The organism is Chromatium okenii, from assembly GCF_002958735.1.
GTDB lineage: Bacteria > Pseudomonadota > Gammaproteobacteria > Chromatiales > Chromatiaceae > Chromatium > Chromatium okenii_A.
Window position 1 is genome coordinate 275,316 of the sequence record NZ_PPGH01000018.1, and the last position, 16,075, is coordinate 291,390.

General features: G+C 53.6%; 16 protein-coding genes and 3 pseudogenes. 4 read left to right on the top strand and 15 right to left on the bottom strand.

The features are described 5' to 3' along the window. Positions 1 to 11 precede the first annotated feature (11 nt). From CXB77_RS24395 to CXB77_RS04320, 8 genes and pseudogenes are all read right to left on the bottom strand, one after another. Positions 12 to 149, bottom strand: coding sequence for a hypothetical protein (locus CXB77_RS24395; RefSeq protein WP_242445430.1), 138 nt, complete (start codon positions 147 to 149; stop codon positions 12 to 14). Beyond that, complete coding sequence (locus tag CXB77_RS24400) at positions 146 to 331, bottom strand: phosphomethylpyrimidine synthase ThiC (RefSeq protein ID WP_277949341.1); 186 nt, start codon at positions 329 to 331, stop codon at positions 146 to 148. Before CXB77_RS24400 ends, CXB77_RS24395 begins: the two co-directional genes overlap by 4 nt. Next, positions 282 to 832, bottom strand: a pseudogene (locus CXB77_RS24405) (phosphomethylpyrimidine synthase ThiC). The gene CXB77_RS24400 and the pseudogene CXB77_RS24405 overlap by 50 nt, the downstream one beginning before the upstream one ends. A gap of 53 nt (positions 833 to 885) precedes the next feature. Continuing rightward, positions 886 to 1,896 (bottom strand): annotated as a pseudogene (locus CXB77_RS24410) (phosphomethylpyrimidine synthase ThiC). Between the two features lie 174 nt (positions 1,897 to 2,070). After that, a complete protein-coding gene (locus tag CXB77_RS04305) occupies positions 2,071 to 2,970 on the bottom strand; it encodes a CoB--CoM heterodisulfide reductase iron-sulfur subunit B family protein (RefSeq protein WP_105072918.1) in 900 nt (299 codons plus the stop codon). A gap of 14 nt (positions 2,971 to 2,984) precedes the next feature. Further along, entirely contained in the window at positions 2,985 to 3,599 is a 615-nt protein-coding gene (locus CXB77_RS04310; RefSeq protein WP_105072919.1) for a 4Fe-4S dicluster domain-containing protein, read from the bottom strand. A gap of 119 nt (positions 3,600 to 3,718) precedes the next feature. Further along, positions 3,719 to 6,001, bottom strand: a complete 2,283-nt coding sequence (locus tag CXB77_RS04315) for a hydrogenase iron-sulfur subunit (RefSeq protein WP_105072920.1) — start codon at positions 5,999 to 6,001, stop codon at positions 3,719 to 3,721. A gap of 3 nt (positions 6,002 to 6,004) precedes the next feature. Continuing rightward, entirely contained in the window at positions 6,005 to 7,288 is a 1,284-nt protein-coding gene (locus CXB77_RS04320; protein ID WP_105072921.1) for a CoB--CoM heterodisulfide reductase iron-sulfur subunit A family protein, read from the bottom strand. A gap of 104 nt (positions 7,289 to 7,392) precedes the next feature. Between CXB77_RS04320 and CXB77_RS04325 the strand changes: the two genes are divergently transcribed. Further along, complete coding sequence (locus tag CXB77_RS04325) at positions 7,393 to 8,280, top strand: DNA ligase (protein WP_242445434.1); 888 nt, start codon at positions 7,393 to 7,395, stop codon at positions 8,278 to 8,280. Positions 8,281 to 8,300: 20 nt separating this feature from the next. Here CXB77_RS04325 and CXB77_RS04330 read toward each other — a convergent pair whose 3' ends face one another. The 7 genes and pseudogenes from CXB77_RS04330 to CXB77_RS04360 all read right to left on the bottom strand — a co-directional run bounded on the left by CXB77_RS04330 (position 8,301) and on the right by CXB77_RS04360 (position 13,617). After that, complete coding sequence (locus CXB77_RS04330; RefSeq protein WP_105072923.1) at positions 8,301 to 8,963, bottom strand: sulfotransferase family 2 domain-containing protein; 663 nt, start codon at positions 8,961 to 8,963, stop codon at positions 8,301 to 8,303. A 25-nt stretch (positions 8,964 to 8,988) separates the two neighbouring features. Next, positions 8,989 to 9,687: a DUF484 family protein gene (locus tag CXB77_RS04335; protein ID WP_105072924.1), complete on the bottom strand. Its 699-nt coding sequence runs from the start codon at positions 9,685 to 9,687 to the stop codon at positions 8,989 to 8,991. Next, on the bottom strand, positions 9,684 to 10,529 hold the full coding sequence (gene dapF / locus CXB77_RS04340) for a diaminopimelate epimerase (RefSeq protein WP_105072925.1): 846 nt from the start codon (positions 10,527 to 10,529) through the stop codon (positions 9,684 to 9,686). The genes CXB77_RS04335 and dapF overlap by 4 nt, the downstream gene beginning before the upstream one ends. Further along, entirely contained in the window at positions 10,526 to 11,197 is a 672-nt protein-coding gene (locus CXB77_RS04345) for a class I SAM-dependent methyltransferase (protein ID WP_105072926.1), read from the bottom strand. The genes dapF and CXB77_RS04345 overlap by 4 nt, the downstream gene beginning before the upstream one ends. Next, positions 11,194 to 12,438 (bottom strand): annotated as a pseudogene (gene lysA / locus CXB77_RS04350) (diaminopimelate decarboxylase). Before lysA ends, CXB77_RS04345 begins: the two are co-directional and overlap by 4 nt. Before the next feature lie 25 nt (positions 12,439 to 12,463). After that, positions 12,464 to 12,646 carry a hypothetical protein gene (locus tag CXB77_RS04355; RefSeq protein ID WP_172452504.1) on the bottom strand — a complete coding sequence of 61 codons (183 nt, stop codon included), beginning with the start codon at positions 12,644 to 12,646 and terminating at the stop codon, positions 12,464 to 12,466. A gap of 95 nt (positions 12,647 to 12,741) precedes the next feature. Further along, entirely contained in the window at positions 12,742 to 13,617 is an 876-nt protein-coding gene (locus CXB77_RS04360) for an META domain-containing protein (RefSeq protein ID WP_172452519.1), read from the bottom strand. Positions 13,618 to 13,713: 96 nt separating this feature from the next. On the opposite strand from CXB77_RS04360, the gene CXB77_RS04365 reads away from it, so the two are divergent. From CXB77_RS04365 to CXB77_RS04370, 3 genes are all read left to right on the top strand, one after another. Beyond that, positions 13,714 to 14,844, top strand: coding sequence for a DegT/DnrJ/EryC1/StrS family aminotransferase (locus tag CXB77_RS04365; RefSeq protein ID WP_105072929.1), 1,131 nt, complete (start codon positions 13,714 to 13,716; stop codon positions 14,842 to 14,844). Positions 14,845 to 14,906: 62 nt separating this feature from the next. Further along, the gene (locus tag CXB77_RS19540) at positions 14,907 to 15,065 is read left to right on the top strand and encodes a hypothetical protein (RefSeq protein ID WP_172452520.1); all 159 of its coding nucleotides are present in this window, start codon (positions 14,907 to 14,909) and stop codon (positions 15,063 to 15,065) included. Next, the gene (locus CXB77_RS04370) at positions 15,066 to 16,073 is read left to right on the top strand and encodes a S49 family peptidase (RefSeq protein ID WP_105072930.1); all 1,008 of its coding nucleotides are present in this window, start codon (positions 15,066 to 15,068) and stop codon (positions 16,071 to 16,073) included. Positions 16,074 to 16,075 lie beyond the last annotated feature (2 nt).

Consider the following 16,075-nt stretch of genomic DNA (forward strand, 5'->3'; position numbering starts at 1 on the left):
GTTGCCACTGGTTACACCGCCTGATAAATCACTGCGCCATCCTCACGGAATTTCTGCGCTTGTTCCTGCATTCCGACCTCCAGCGCGGTTTCCACTGCATCAATTTGATGCGCCAGCGCGTAATCGCGCACGTCTTGGGTAATTTTCATCGAGCAGAAATGCGGCCCGCACATCGAACAGAAATGCGCGACCTTGTGCGCGCTTGCGGCATGGTTTGATCGTGAAAAGTGCGGGCGCGGTCGGGATCGAGCGCGAGATTGAATTGATCGTCCCAGCGGAATTCAAACCGCGCTTTGGACAGCGCGTTGTCGCGGAGTTGTGCGCCGGGCAAACCTTCGCCAAATCAGCGGCATGAGCGGCAATTTTGTAGTGACGATGCCGTCGCGCACATCTTCTTTATTCGGCAAACCGAGATGCTCTTTCGGCGTGACGTAGCACAGCATCGCGGTTCCATACCAACCGATATTGGCTGCGCCGATGCCAGAAGTGATGTGATCGTATGCTGGCGCGATGTCGGTAATCAGCGGGCCAAGCGTATAAAACGGCGCTTCGTGGCAGTCCGCCAATTCCTTGGTCATGTTTTCTCAATCATCTGCAACGGCACATGACCGGGACCTTCGATCATCACCTGCACGTCGCGCTCCCACGCGAATTTGGTCAATTCGCCGAGCGTTTCCAATTCGGCAAACTGGGCGCGATCATTGGCATCCGCCAGCGAGCCGGGACGCAAGCCGTCGCCCAAACTGAACGCAACATCATAGGCTTGCATGATTCGCAGATTTCGCCGAAATGGGTGTACAGGAAATTTTCCTGATGATGCGCCAGACACCATTTCGCCAGAATCGAACCGCCGCGTGACACGATGCCCGGTCAGTCGCTCGGCAGTCAGTGGCACATACCGCAGCAACACGCCGCGTGAATGGTGAAGTAATCAACGCCCTGCTCGGCCTGTTCAATCAGCGTATCGCGCATGATTTCCCACGTTAATTCTCTGGGCGACCGTCCACTTTTTCGAGCGCCTGATAAATGGCACGGTTCCAATCGGCATCGGCGCGTTGCGCAAAATCCACTCGCGGGTTTCGTGAATGTGTTTGCCGGTGGACAAATCCATCAGCGTGTCGCCGCCCCAACGCGCCGACCACACCATCTTTTCCACCTCTTCGCAATCGACGAACTGACTGCCGAATTGCCGATATTGGTGTTGATTTTCACGCGGAAATTGCGCCCGATAATCATCGGTTCGACTTCAGGATGATTGATATTGGCGGGAATAATGGCGCGACCGCGAGCGATTTCACTGCGCACGAATTCCGGCGTGATCAAATCGGGCAGCGCCGCGCCAAAACTCTGGCCGCGATGCTGGCGCAGCAATTTGGTGTAACGCGGATCGGCGCGAAGTTCGTCGAGGCGCAGGTTCTCGCGGATGGCGACATATTCCATTTCTGGCGTGATGATGCCGCGCCGGGCGTAGTGCATTTGCGTCACGTTGCAGCCAGCTTTCGCCCGACGTGGAGTGCGCAGATGCTCAAACCGCAGATGCGCCAATTGCGGATCGTTCTGGCGGGTGTGCCCAAACGCGGAGGTCGGACCGGTGAGCAATTCGGTATCGCCGCGCTCGTTAATCCACGCCGAACGCACTTCTGCCAGCCCCGCCATCAGATCAATTTGCACCGTCGGATCGGTGTAAGGCCCTGAAGTGTCATATAAAAATACCGGCGGATTTTCTTCTTCGCCCTGATTAGTCTGCGTTGGCGTGAGCGTCACTTCGCGCATTGGAACGCGCACATCAGGGCGCGAGCCGGTGACATAAATCTTGCGGGAATTGGGAAACGGTTGAGTGACATCTTCGGAAAGGCGAGTGGTGGTGCGAACAAAATCAAGCGGAATGGCGCTCATGGAGATTCCTTAACGGTGAGTTGCAGCAGCGACGATGTTCGCCATCGCCTGCTGCCAGATCGGCAGTCATCTTAACGAAGTTTCGCCATAAACCAACTGCACCACGTTATGCTCGCACTTCATCATTAAAAAAGCCCGCAAGTGCGGGCTTTTTTCATTCAACAATTCACACTGCTATTCGCCAGCAATTGCTGCCAATTTATCCGCCGGCACCACCTGCCCAGTCAATGCTGCATCTTTAGCCGAACGTCCAAACGCAATTGCCATTAACGTCGAATAATACACCACCGGCATCTTAAAATTGGTGCCATAGGTCGCGTTAATTTGCTCTTGATAGACCTCGGCATTCATTTGACACACCGGGCACGGCGTCACAATTAAATCCGCACCATTATCATGCGCAGATTCCAAAATGCCTTTAATCATCTCCTGCGACTTTGCTGGCTCTGAAAACGCCAACGCCCCACCGCAGCATTGCACTTTCTTTTCAAACTGCGGAATAGAATCAGCGCCGAGCGTTTCAATTAAACGATCCAGATATTGCGGATTTTCAAATGATTCGCCCGCAATCCCAAACGGGCGATTGGTTTGGCAGCCCACATAACCCGCAATTTTCAATCCCGCCAGCGGACGCTTCACCTTGGTTTTAATGGTGTCATAGCCGATGTCTTGAATTAAAACCTCCACCATATGTTTAATTGGCGTCTGGTTTTTTAAGGTCAAACCTGCTTCCGCCAGCGCGATATTCGCATCTTTCGCTAATGCCGGATCATGCTGCAAGCGTTCGGCAGCTTCTCGCGTCGATAACCAACAGGCAGCGCACGTCGCCACAATATCTTGACCCGGATTGTGTTTTTCAGACAACGCGATATTCCGCGCTGATAACGTCAAGCGCGGCAATTCACCGCCACCAGCGTAACCAATCGACGCTGCGCAACAATTCCAATCGGGGATTTCATTCAATTGAATATCCAACTCTTCGCACATCGTTTGCGCAGAGATTAAATAATTCGACGAAGAAGCACCCTTTTGTGAAGAGCAGCCGGGATAAAACGAGTATTGGCGTTTAGCCATGAAAAAACCTCCGTTCAGGGGTGCTGCGCAGCAATGCGTTGATCTTCAAGTTCCTGCGCTTTTTTCAGCATCGCTTGGAACCCTTTGACATCTTTCAAACCATGACCGCCGACGATTTCTAGCGGATTCATCCGCTTGGTTTTCATCATCCCCATGCCGATGTCTTTCATCTTCAAACTGGTTTTGAAGCCTTCACCAATGCCATTCATAAAATACAGATTGACACCAAGTTTTAATTCGTTGACGCGACCTTTTTTACTCAGGTTATTCCAGAACAATTGCGCAAATTTGGCGGTCGGTTGCTGTTGCTGAACTAAACCGAGGCGTTTCGCATAATGCGCTAAACCGTGCATGATATGCGTAATTGGCAATTCACGCGGACAACGCACGATGCAATTATAACAAGAGGTACACATCCACATTGCATTCGAGGTTAATACTTCTTCGCGTTTGCCAGCGCGAATCATCATAAAAATCTCTTGCGGCGGATGATCCCAAAACTTGCCGAGCGGACAGGAGCCGGAGCACACGCCGCACTGCATACACATCTTCACCCATTCGCCTTCTTCCACATTCGCTTCAACTTCTTTCAAAAAGTTGAGGCGGTAATTCTTGCTGGTATCGCCCATTTGTATTCTCCGCGAATTCTAAAATCGGGGCAGTTTTTTCATTCAATCCGGCTGGTAGCGTATAACGCAGGCAATAACACAATCATCATTGTATTGCCTGCGTTTGCATACGCATTGCCTCAGAACTTGAATGAACTCATGCCGATTTTTTCAATGGTTGCTGCCATGTCATTTAACAGACGTGGTGCGCGTGCTAAATCGGTAATTGCGACTTCGTGTACCACGATGCGCTCCGGTTCTAAATTGAGCTGGGTCAGCGTATCGCCCACTTTACTCAAGCGTTCCGCAGCAATTGCCGAGCCGCGCACGAAATGACATTGGTAATCTTCATCGCGGCGACATCCCATCAAAACAATGCCATCAAAACCGGAACTCAATGAATCGGTAATCCACGATAAACTCACTGAACCCAAACAGCGCACCGGAACCACGCGCACAAATGGCGTCGTTTCAATTCCTGCTTGCGCCGCCATATCCAATGCTGGATACGCATCATTTTCGCAAGCTAATACCAGAATACGCGGCTTTTCCGAAAACTCATCGGGAATATCCACCGCTTTAATCTGCTGATTCACTGAATCAATCGAATAGTTCTCGAATGAAATCACCCGCACCGGACACGCGCCCATGCACGTCCCGCAGCGCCGACAGCGCGATTCATTAAACACCGGATACTTCTGTTCGTCTTCATTGATCGCACCGAATGGGCATTCAACCGTGCAGCGTTTGCATTGCGTGCAACCTTCTTTACGGAATTTCGGATAACTCAAATCACCGACTCGCGGATGAACAGCGGCGCTATTGGCAGCACTTTCTGCCGCTTGAATCGCTTTCATTGCCGCGCCAGCCGCATCATCCATTGCCTGTTTCATATCCATCGGACGCCGCACGGGGCCGGCCGCATAAATACCGGTGCGCCGCGTTTCATACGGGAAACAAATGAAATGGCTATCCACAAAACCGTGCTTTAATTGCGGTAAATCCGTGCCCTGCCGATAATCAAGATTGAGAATGGACGGTGGCGCAACTTCTAATTTACGCCGCGCCGCTTCCTTCTCTTCTTCCGTCTCCGCCTCATCAACCGCTAATTGCGCATACGGATCGGGGCCATTATTCGGCACCTGACCAGTCGCCAAGACTACCAAATCGCAATTCAATTCGGTGTCTTCATTCAGAATCAAATCCTTAAATTTGACCGTTAAACCCGCGCCGTTTTTCACCACCGCGCTGGCTTTTCCTTTCGAGAATGTCACCATCTCTTGTTGACCGCAGCGATAAAAATCCTCGCCCGCTGCGCCGGGTGTGCGCAAATCATCAAATAAAATCGTGGTATCGCAATCAGGATTCTGCGTTTTGAAATACAACGCTTGTTTAATTGACTCGGTGCAGCAAAACCCAGAGCAATACGGCAAATGTCCGTCTTGTTCTGAGCGTTGTCCGGCGCATTGAATAAAGGTGACGGATTCAACCACCTTGCCATCCGATGGACGTTTTAAGGGCGCACCATTCGCCTCTTTTGCCAGCCGTTCTAATTCAAAATTGGTGACGACATCTGGAGTTTTTCCATACGCAAATTCAGGCAATTGCTTGGCATCGTATGGCTTGAAATCGCTGGCTTGAATAATTGCGCCGAAATTCTCGGTCACGGTCGCGCCAGCGGTGTTGCAAATATCGGCGGCAAAACGTCCCGGTGCGCCAGAAGTTTTCGCTAAATGCGCGTTCAAATGCACGGTAATCCGCTGATTTGCTTGCACTTGCGCGATCATTTCCGCGATGCCCGGCTCCTCCGGCAGTGGCAAATCGACATCGCGCCCGTTTGGCACTTCGGACGCAGCAGCGCGAAATGGCACGCGCTTGTACAAATCTTTCCACGCGCCGCCCAGCTCGCCCTCGTCGCACACCAGATGCGCCGGATAACCGGCGGCGGCAACTTCCAACGCAGCGGTCATGCCGGTGACGCCACCGCCGACGACAAGGATGTTTTTATTGAGTTTTTGCTCCGCTGACGGGCTAGGAATGTTCAGATATTTGAGTTCCGCACACGCCATGCGGATGTAATCAGCGGCCATTTCCTGCGTGGTTTCTTGATGTTCCGGCGCATTCGGTCGCGCCCAGATCACGCCTTCGCGCAGATTGGCGCGGGACATGGCGACGTTGGCGAAATTGAATACCTCCATCTTGGAACGCCGCGAGCAGCCCGCGATCATCAAATGCGTCGCGCCAGCAGCGATGTCGTCACGAATGAGCTGCACGCCGTCGGGCGCACACAGCCGAGCGTGTTGTTTTACTTCAGCAATTTTGCCCTCGCGGGTGGCGACGGTTTGGAGTTGGTTGACATTCAGCCGCTCGCTGATGCCGCAGCCGGTGCAGATGTAACCGGCAAATTTCTTCTCAGCAGCCATGCGTTAAACCTCCGCTCTGGCGACGCGGTTGATGACTTGAATGGCGCGAAGTGCCGCACCGGTGGCGTGTTGCGCGGAGCGATTCACGTCCAACGCATCGGCAGCGCAGCCTGCCGCAAAGATGCCGCCGTTTTCTGGCGCAGCTTCGATGAACCCTTCGCGGTTGATTTGCACCGAAATTGGGAAGGCGTCCTTTTTGACTGCCGGTTCCATGCCGACTGCGAGCACCACCAAATCGTGCGGCTCGGCATAACGGTTGTAGCCTTCGGTATCGACGCCATGCACGATGGGATTGCCGTCTTTGTCGGCGACGACTGATGACGGTTTCGACTTGATAAACTTGATATTTTGATTGGCGCGGACTTTGTTATAAAAATCCTCGAAACGGTCAATCGAGCGCAAATCAATATAATAAACATTGACTTCGGCTTGCTCGGCGAACGCATCAAGCACATAAGTCGCCTGCTTCAGCGACGCCATGCAGCAGATACGCGAGCAGTGCAGCAGATGATTGCGGTCGCGTGAGCCAGCGCATTGAATAAACGCGATTTTCTTCGCTTCTTTGCCATCCGACGGACGGACGATCTTGCCGCCAGTCGGGCCATTCACATCCGCCAGCCGCTCAAATTCAACGCTGGTGATGACATTCGGGAAGCGGTCGTAGCCGTAAGGTTGAATCTTGGCCGCGTCATACGGCTGCCAGCCGGTCGCCCAAATCACCGCCCCGCAGCGCAGTTCCAACGTCTCCTCGCGCATCTCCAAATCAATCGCATCATATTTGCAAGCGGCCTTGGCTTTTTCAGCGTCGGCAGTGCCAATGATTGCAGGATCAAGCACATAGCGTGCTGGATGCGCCATTCGGTGCGGCAAATACGCGCCCTTGCGCTTGCTCAAACCGTAGTTGTACTCGTCGGCAAATTCCGCCTCCACTGCCGTCGCGCAGTCGCCGCAGGCGGTGCAACGCTCATTCACATAACGCGGCGCGAGCGTGATCGTCGCGGTGTACGCGCCCGCGCTGCCGGTCAAGCCGGTGACTTCGGCGAGCGTCAAAATGGTGAGATTGGGATTTTGCTTGGTGCGACGCTGGTTGATTTCCAGCCCGCAGGTGGGAAAGCAGAGTTTGGGAAAGTATTTATAAAGCTGGGTGACGCGCCCGCCTAAATAGGAACGCTGTTCGACCAGCACGACCTGTTTTCCGGTCTCGGCGGCTTCGAGCGCAGCGGTCATGCCGCTGATCCCGCCACCGACCACCAAAATGGTCTCATTTGTCGCAACGACTGCCGTCATCAAAAATCCTCCGGTTGAAACCCCAGCGCAGCGCCGGGCACAAAGTCCCAATATCAGGATTTGCTAAGATACCTATCACTTTGCGCTAACGCTATGGAGAACCATTGAATTTTTCTATCGTAGTTTTTGATGCGCTAATAAAGCCGGTTATGCGCAGCAGCGGCTGGCTGTGGTTATCGCTGCTGCTTTTTGCGCCGAGTGGCTGGGCGGATGGCGTGACCAAACCGGCGTTGCTGCTGGCGCAGAGTTATCACGAAGGCGTTGATTTATCAGCGTATTGGGTCAGCGAAAAGTACGACGGCGTGCGGGCATATTGGGACGGAACCCAGCTCATCAGTCGCGGCGGGCAGCCAATCCACGCGCCCGACTGGTTTACTGCCGATTTTCCGAAGCTGACCCTCGACGGCGAGCTGTGGATAAAACGCGGCAGTTTTGAGCGGCTTTCCGGCACGGTGCGCCAGCTCCAGCCCGATTCGGCAGCGTGGCGCGAAGTGCGCTTGATGGTCTTTGATGCGCCGGACATCGCCGCGCCATTTGGCGAACGGTTGCGCCAGTTGCAGCAGCTTTTCACTACGCAAACAAGCGGTTATCTCGTGCTGGTGGAACAATTCCGCGTTGCCGATCACGCCGAATTGCTGGCGCGGCTCAACGCAGTGATGCAGGCGGGCGGCGAGGGATTGATGCTGCATCGCGCTGATTCGGCATATCGCGCCGGACGCAGCGCCGATTTGCTCAAAGTCAAACCAGATCAAGATGCGGAGGCGACCGTGCTGGCGCATCTGCCCGGCAAAGGCAAATACAGCGGAATGCTCGGCGCGTTGCTGGTGCGAGATGATGCGGGGCGAGAATTCCGGCTCGGCACCGGTTTTACTGACGCCGAGCGCCGCGAGCCGCCGCCAATCGGCAGCCGCGTGACGTTCAAATTTCGGGGATACACGAATCAGGGAAAGCCGCGATTTGCCAGCTTTTGGCGAATACGGCAGCCGGAATAATTCATCTCGCAGTGATTGATTCAGTCTGGATCAAATTGATAATTGAGCAATTCAATATCACGCGCAAAATGCTGCGCCACTAATTCGGCGGTTGTATCAGTATAATAGCCGCGATAATCCTGCTGCCGATCACGCGATTTCCGCGCATGAGGCAATGCTGGTGGTGTGATACCAATACGCGCACACGCAGCATTAAAATCATCATGTAGTCGTTCGTAGCGCCCAATAAAATCAACGATAATTTGACCTTTCAAATCAATTAAATAATCAGTTTGCAGCGTGATTGAAGTATCAAGATGATATTGATATGGACGCGCAGGATCGAGTTTATAACGCAGGAATTGTTCAAAACTATCATGACCAATCAGCAATTGCGGACGTTCGCGGCGCAAATGGTGAAACGAACTCACTTGCAAATCCCACGGATTGCGCACAAAAGCGAATTTGAATAACCCATCAAAGAACTCTTTTGGCAGCAATTCTTGTGCGGCAATGACTTTGGCATGACGCGGCAATTTAGTTGCCAGCCGATGACCGCTGAGATGACTCAAACGGCTGCATAAAAACATCGGATAATACCAAGGATCGCGCCAGCGCAATGTTTCGAGTGCGGCGCGAATACTCGTGCCACCAGTTTTGGCAATGTGCACGAATAGAAATTGATATTTTGGGGACAACAGCATAATACAATGCTCAAATAAGAATAGGCTAAAGATGGTTGCAAGCATTGAGTGGCAGCGTTTTGAGCTTATTGCTAAATATCTCGCCCAAACGATCCAATAAATCCGTCGCCATATCGGCATGAAATCGCTCAATCTCGCTGCTGGCAATGGCGAGTACGCCAAATTGCGTATCCGTATGAATGGGAATGAGTGCCGCACTGCGTAAGGTTGCACTCATCTCATCGAATAAGAGCTTGCCTTGCACATCATCTAATACTCCGCATTGTGCGTGTTGGTGCATGATAAAGGCTTGGAATACTGCGGCCGCCGAATCAGTCTGCTGATCAATGGCAATTGCCAGCGGAAACAGTTTAAGTGTGACTGCATCGGCGTTGAATTCACGCAATAAAAATTCTTTTGCCAAAGCACATAATTCTTCTGGCGTATCAAGCGCAATTAACTTTAATGTCACTGTATGTAGTCGTGTGATCATTGCGTCGTATTCACGCGCCAGCGCAATTACATGTGATACGCGATTACGCTCGGTTTCAAGCTGTTTACGCAATACGCGCACCTGTTGTTCAATTAACGAGGTTGCGCCAGCCACTAAATGCGGCACCTGCAACGCAGCTAAAACTTCAGGATGATGATCAAAAAAGTTAGGATGACCAATTAAATAATTGGCGACCCGTATATGAAAATTAGGCTCGTCAGGATAGGATGATTCGGCGTGATGTTTGCTCATAAAACTAGCCTCAATAGATCAATCTCGCCTTGAAAAACACTCACCGCAGGGCCGGTCATCCACACCGTTTGCGGCGGTCCGCACCATTCAATTAATAGTTCGCCACCGGGCAAACGGACCTGCACTCGCGGCGCTAGTAATTTGCGTAACCAACCGCTCACCACTGCTGCGCAAGCGCCAGTACCACAAGCGAGCGTTTCGCCTGCGCCGCGTTCATACACCCGCAGCCGCACCCGCTGCGTGTTGATAATTTGCATAAAACCGACGTTGACGCGCTGCGGAAAACGCGGATGCGTTTCGATCAGCGAGCCGAGCCGAGCGACCGGCGCAGTGTCCACATCGTCCACGAGCAGTACTGCGTGCGGATTGCCCATCGACACTGCGCCGATGTGGAACGTTTCGCCGTCCACTTCCAGCGGATATGACCATTGGGTTTTCGCGGCAAGGAACGGAATCAACGCTGGTTCCAGCACCGGCGCTCCCATGTTGACGCGCACCAGCCCCTCCGGTTGCAGCGCCAGCCGAATCACGCCAGAGGCAGTGCTGACGCGAATTTCTTCTTGCGTACTCAATCCCTGCTCGCGGACAAACTGCGCAAAACACCGCGCTCCGTTGCCGCATTGTTCCACCTCGGAACCATCGGCGTTGAAAATGCGGTAATGAAAATCGGTGTCGGGCACTCGCGGCGGTTCCACCAGCAAAATCTGATCGCAGCCGATTCCAAACCGACGATCGGCGAGGCGGCGAATGGTGACTGCATCCAGCTCTACCTGCTGGCGCACTGCGTCAAATACGACAAAATCGTTGCCCAAACCGTGCATTTTCGTGAACTTTAATCTCATTTCGGCAACCGTCCAGTTACGGCAACATGGCGATCACTGACCACGCCAACCTCCAGCGTGGTCAAACCCGCTGCCGCCAGTTGCGCGACGATTTCTAACGGCTCAAATGCGGCAAACAGCGAATTACGAAAATCGCTGCGCAGCACTTCCGGCATTCCGTCGGCGTAAGTTGCCACCAGCGCCTCCGCCCAACCTGCCGACGCTGGACGCAACAAATCCATCACCACCACCAATGCTCCGGGTTTCGCAACCTGTTGAATGGTTTGCCATAACACCTGCGGATCAGGCAGATGATGCAGCAGACTGTTGGACAAAATCACGTCGTAATGATTGCTCGGCAGTTGCGCAGACGGCAGCCGTTCGCACTGCAACCGACACCGCGTCGCCACTCCGGGCAGTCGCGCCAGCGCCGTTTGTGCCAAATCCAGCATCGCTGGCGCTCCATCCAACGCATCACACCGCGCTTGCGGGTGGGTTTTCAGAAAGCGAATGCTGATGTCTGCCGGGCCGCAACCCAAATCGAGCGCCGCTGCACCAGCCAAATCGCCGGGGTTCAGCTCCGCCAACAGCCGCATAAACAAGGTGTTGGATTCAGAAAAATCCGCCTCGGCGTAAGCCAGCGCCTGCGCTGCATCGTCCATTAACTCTGGTTCTAACCGTCGTTTCATGGCAGCAGCGATTCTCCGACAAACAGGCTGGCGACGGTCTCGCGTTCTCGCACCACAAATGCTTTCCGCCGTCCACCATAATTTCTGCTGCTCGCGGGCGACTGTTGTAATTGGAACTCATCGTGAAACCGTAAGCACCGCTGCCGCGCACCGCCAGCAAATCGCCTTCTGCCAGCGCCAGCAGCCGATCTTTGCCGAGAAAATCGCCGGTTTCGCACACTGGACCGACGACATCGTAGCGCAGCGGTTTGATCTCGCTGTTTGTCACCACCGGCACGATGTCCTGCTTTGCCTGATACAGCGCCGGACGCAGCAGGTCATTCATCGCTGCATCGACGATGGCGAAATGCCGATGCGTCGTGTGTTTGAGATGCTCCACTCGCGTCAGCAAAATTCCCGCATTGCCAGCGATGGCGCGTCCCGGTTCCAGAATGATTTCGTAAGGGCGATTGGTCAGTAAATGACGCAGCGCGCAGCATACGCGGCGGGTTCCGGCGGATGTTCATCGCGGTAACGAATGCCCAGCCCGCCGCCGAGATCAAGATGCGCAATCGCAATTCCCGCTGCGGCGAGCCGATCCGCCAGCGCCAGCACCCGCTCCAGCGCGTCGATAAACGGCGCTAAATCCGTCAGTTGCGAGCCGATGTGACAATCAATGCCGGTGATGCGCAGATGCGGCAGCGCGGCTGCTTGCTGGTAAATCGCCTCGGCGCTGGCGATGTCAATGCCAAATTTGTTTTCTTTCAAGCCAGTAGCGATGTAGGGATGTGTTTTCGCGTCCACATCGGATTGACGCGAATCGCCACCGGCGCGATGACGCCGCGCTCACCGGCGAGCTGATTGAGTCGGAGCAATTCGGCTTCGGATTCCACGTTGAAGCAGCGAATGCCGAGCTCCAGCGCCCGCGCAATTTCATCGCTGCGTTTGCCCACGCCGGAAAAGACGATTTTGCTTGGCTCGCCACCGGCAGCGAGAACGCGCTCCAATTCACCGCCCGACACGATGTCGAACCCAGAACCGAGCCGCGCCAGCACGTTGAGCACGGCGAGATTGGCGTTTGCTTTTACGGCAAAACAAATCAGATGCGGATGGTCACGGCAGGCGCGGTCAAACGCTCGCCAGTGGCGCTCCAGCGTGGCGCGAGAATAGACATAACAGGGCGTGCCAAAACGGGCAGCGATGTCGGTAAGTGGCACATCTTCAGCGTGAAGAATGCCGGCGCGTTCATTGAAATGATCCATTCTGAAGAGTCGCTACGAAAGTGGGTTAACGCGAGGGAAGCTGGGTCGTCGCGGATGCTGGCGCAGCAGGTACAACCGGAATTGCTGCGCCCGGCGCGGTATCAGGCAGCGTGAGTCGTCCTTTTTGACCGCAGGCAGCGTTGAAAATGTTGAGCGTTCCAAGAATGACGACCACGACGATCAACAGCGATTGCGACCAGCAGTGCATGATGTGCGTTCCAAAAAAATTGTCAGTTGTCAGTGAGCAGTTGTCAGGAAAAATCGCGGTGGTCACTGCCAACTGACAACTAAGTATACGCAGTGCTACTGGGTTGCGGTGACTGGTGCTGCTGGCGCAGGCAGCACTGGTGGCGGTGCGGCAGCATGAAAACGCGCAACAATGTTGCCCTGCGCATTGAACAGCGTGAGTTGTTGTTTTTCAAGGTGATAAGTTGCAGTGCTGCTGAGAGCCGCAGCATAAGCCTGCGCTTGAATGACCATTTCTCGCGTACCGCTGCAAGTGGGATGACGGGTTGCCACCGGACCAATCGCCAACTGATTGGCGGTCAGCGTGTAGCCGCTCAGATATTGGTCACAGCCGTTATTGCCTGCAAGTGTGCCTTGCGGCTGAAATTCTAAACTAACCTTCGTTTTATCAAGCACATACACCAGACCTTGTTTCGAGTAATGATAAAATTCCAATAGCCAAGTGTTACCGAGCAGCGGCGACGATTGATGCGTTTGAAAACGCAGCAGCGGCTGCTCGGCGGCGTTGTGCAATTCCAGTTGCGTTCCCACTTGACGATAACTTGTCACGGCAACCAAGTTCGCCAGCATCGCTTCCTGCTGTTGCTGCGGCAGTGCAGCACAATCTGGCGCTGGCGCATTGAGATGCAACGGTTTTTCGATGGTCATCTCGCCGCGGTCACTGAGCCGATAAGTGCCTGAAAAGCTGGCGCAGCCGCCCAAACCAGTCAACTGTCCATTTGCAAAATGCACTTGTGGCAACGGAGATTGTGCCGCAGTGAAACCCGCTGGCAGTTGATAACCAAGCAATTGCCAGCTTTTGCCTTCAATGCTCGCTGGCTGCGGCGCGGCTGGCGGTGGTTCTGCCAATGCGCTGGCGCATCCGGCGAGTAAAGAAATGCTCAATGCCACATGACGGAAAATTTGCGCGTTAAACTCAGTTGAAAATCGCATCAGAAAAATTGCCTGTTTGACCGCTGTAAACCTGCTTCCCATTTATACTGGTCAGCAACTTAATTTCAAGCGCAGTGGATTAACGTAGGGTGAAACATGCAGTTTATTGATTTGAAATCACAGTACAGCGGAATTGAAGACGCGATTAAAACGCGGATTAACACCGTGTTGGAACACGGTCAATTCATTTTGGGACCAGAAGTCGCCGAGCTGGAAACCCAGTTGGCGGAATTCGTCGGCGTGGCGCATTGCGTGGGCATGTCGAGCGGCACGGATGCGCTGCTGGCGGCGATGATGGGATTGGAAATTGGGCGCGGCGATGAGGTCATTACGACGCCATTTACCTTTATTGCCACTGCCGAAATGATCGCGCTGCTCGGAGCGCGTCCAGTGTTTGTCGATATTGATCCAGTGACTTACAACCTAAATCCTGCGTTGCTGGAGGATGCAATCACCGGGCGTACTCGCGCCATCATGCCGGTCGCGCTGTACGGACAATGCGCCAATATGGACGCGATTAACGCAGTCGCCGCGCAGCATCGGCTGCCGGTGATTGAAGATGCTGCGCAGAGTTTCGGGGCGAGCAATCAAGGTCGGCGTTCCTGCGGATTATCGCGGATTGGTTGCACCTCGTTTTTCCCGTCTAAACCGCTCGGCGGTTACGGCGACGGTGGTGCCTGTTTTACCGATGACGCAACACTCGCTGCCCGTTTGCGCGAGCTGCGCAATCACGGACAAGAGCGCCGTTATCATCATCCGCGCCTCGGTTTGAATGGACGTTTGGACACGCTGCAAGCAGCGATCTTGTTGGAAAAGCTCAGGATTTTCCCAGCAGAAATTGAGGCGCGAGTGCGCATTGGCGAGCGTTACACCAGATTATTTAACGAGTGCGGCGCAGTCTCCACTGCTGCCGGAACCGATGCACCGGTAATCACACCGACAATTGCGCCCAGCAATATCTCGGTGTATGCGCAATACACCATTCAGGTCGCCAATCGGGATGAAGTAGCTGCGCAACTGACGGCGCAGGGTATTCCAACCGCAGTGCATTATCCATTACCGCTGAATCAACAACCGGTATTTGATTGTGGTTTCGGTGCGGAATGCACACCAATTAGCGCCGCAATTGCGCAGCGGGTATTGAGTTTGCCGATGCACCCTTATCTTACCGATGACGCACAAGATCGCATCATTGCCGCAGTTGCCGAAATAACCGGATTAACGTAGGAGTAGGTCGGGTTGCCAGCAGCAACCCAACCGCCGACGACTTTTTAATTGGAGACAATTTAATGGCAAGCAATTCACTCGCAGCGGCTGAACTTTTATTGGTCGTTGGCTTATTTGGCTGGTTTTTCTATTCATCACAACAGGCTGCGGCTAAACGCAAAGCAGAAGTCAAACCGGAATCAAAAGATGAACAGTCCCGCTCGGCAGATGAGAACAATTGAATGAACTGGAAATTGTGGAACCGCAATAAAGATCAAATGCCAGCGCCCGATCAACCGGATTGGGAACGCGCATTGATTAACCGCATGGCAGCAGATTATCTGCGCGATCAACGCACTCGTCGGCGCTGGGGTATCGTCTTCAAATCGCTGATTTTTCTTTATTTCATTGGACTGCTGGCGGCAGCAACTGCACCGAATTGGATGGAGGAAGTGTCGCCAACGAAAAGCCACACTGCGTTAATTGAAATCAAGGGCGTCATTGCGTCCGATACCGAGGCGAGCGCCGATCATGTCATTGCGGCGCTGCGTTCTGCATTTGAATCCACGCAAGTTAAAGGAGTGATTTTACGCATTAATAGCCCCGGCGGAAGTCCAGTGCAGGCGGGTTATATCAATGATGAAATCAAGCGCCTCAAAGCCAAGTATCAAAAGGATAACGACAAAGCAATGCCGGTATACGCGGTAGCAGCAGATTTATGCGCTTCTGGCGGTTATTACATTGCAGTCGGAACGGATGCGATTTACGTGGATAAAGCCAGTTTAATTGGTTCAATTGGGGTGCGGATTGACGGGTTTGGTTTTCAGGATGCAATGGAAAGACTCGGCGTAGAACGGCGTTTACTGACCGCTGGCAGCAATAAGGGCATTCTTGATCCGTTTTCGCCGCTATCGGAAACGCAGCGCGAGTTTATTCAAAAGGTGCTGAATACGTTGCATCGGCAATTTATCGCTGAAGTGAAAGCCGGACGCGGTGATAAATTAAAAGGCGGTGATGAATTATTTAGCGGATTATTTTGGAGTGGTGAAGAAGCAGTGGTGTTGGGTTTGGCGGACGCGCTGGGCAGCTCCAGTTTCGTTGCCCGCGAGATCATCGGCGCGGACACCATCGTGGATTACACGGAAAAACGCGATCTGCTCGACACGGTTGCGAAACGGCTGGGCGCGAGTTTTAGCGCGGGAATGCTCGACCGGCTCGATGTGTTGTTTGGGAGTGCAACGCCGCGCTAACC

Excerpts from the sequence above, each read along its gene's own strand:
- CXB77_RS04320 (WP_105072921.1), bottom strand. The coding sequence starts at position 7,288 with ATGACGGCAGTCGTTGCGACAAATGAGACCATTTTGGTGGTCGGTGGC.
- CXB77_RS04345 (WP_105072926.1), bottom strand. The coding sequence starts at position 11,197 with ATGAAACGACGGTTAGAACCAGAGTTAATGGACGATGCAGCGCAGGCG.
- dapF (WP_105072925.1), bottom strand. The coding sequence starts at position 10,529 with ATGAGATTAAAGTTCACGAAAATGCACGGTTTGGGCAACGATTTTGTC.
- CXB77_RS24395 (WP_242445430.1), bottom strand. The coding sequence starts at position 149 with ATGAAAATTACCCAAGACGTGCGCGATTACGCGCTGGCGCATCAAATT.
- CXB77_RS04365 (WP_105072929.1), top strand. The coding sequence starts at position 13,714 with ATGCAGTTTATTGATTTGAAATCACAGTACAGCGGAATTGAAGACGCG.
- CXB77_RS04330 (WP_105072923.1), bottom strand. The coding sequence starts at position 8,963 with ATGCTGTTGTCCCCAAAATATCAATTTCTATTCGTGCACATTGCCAAA.
- CXB77_RS19540 (WP_172452520.1), top strand. The coding sequence starts at position 14,907 with ATGGCAAGCAATTCACTCGCAGCGGCTGAACTTTTATTGGTCGTTGGC.
- CXB77_RS04310 (WP_105072919.1), bottom strand. The coding sequence starts at position 3,599 with ATGGGCGATACCAGCAAGAATTACCGCCTCAACTTTTTGAAAGAAGTT.
- CXB77_RS04355 (WP_172452504.1), bottom strand. The coding sequence starts at position 12,646 with ATGCACTGCTGGTCGCAATCGCTGTTGATCGTCGTGGTCGTCATTCTT.
- CXB77_RS04335 (WP_105072924.1), bottom strand. The coding sequence starts at position 9,687 with ATGAGCAAACATCACGCCGAATCATCCTATCCTGACGAGCCTAATTTT.
- CXB77_RS04360 (WP_172452519.1), bottom strand. The coding sequence starts at position 13,617 with ATGCGATTTTCAACTGAGTTTAACGCGCAAATTTTCCGTCATGTGGCA.
- CXB77_RS04315 (WP_105072920.1), bottom strand. The coding sequence starts at position 6,001 with ATGGCTGCTGAGAAGAAATTTGCCGGTTACATCTGCACCGGCTGCGGC.
- CXB77_RS04305 (WP_105072918.1), bottom strand. The coding sequence starts at position 2,970 with ATGGCTAAACGCCAATACTCGTTTTATCCCGGCTGCTCTTCACAAAAG.
- CXB77_RS04370 (WP_105072930.1), top strand. The coding sequence starts at position 15,066 with ATGAACTGGAAATTGTGGAACCGCAATAAAGATCAAATGCCAGCGCCC.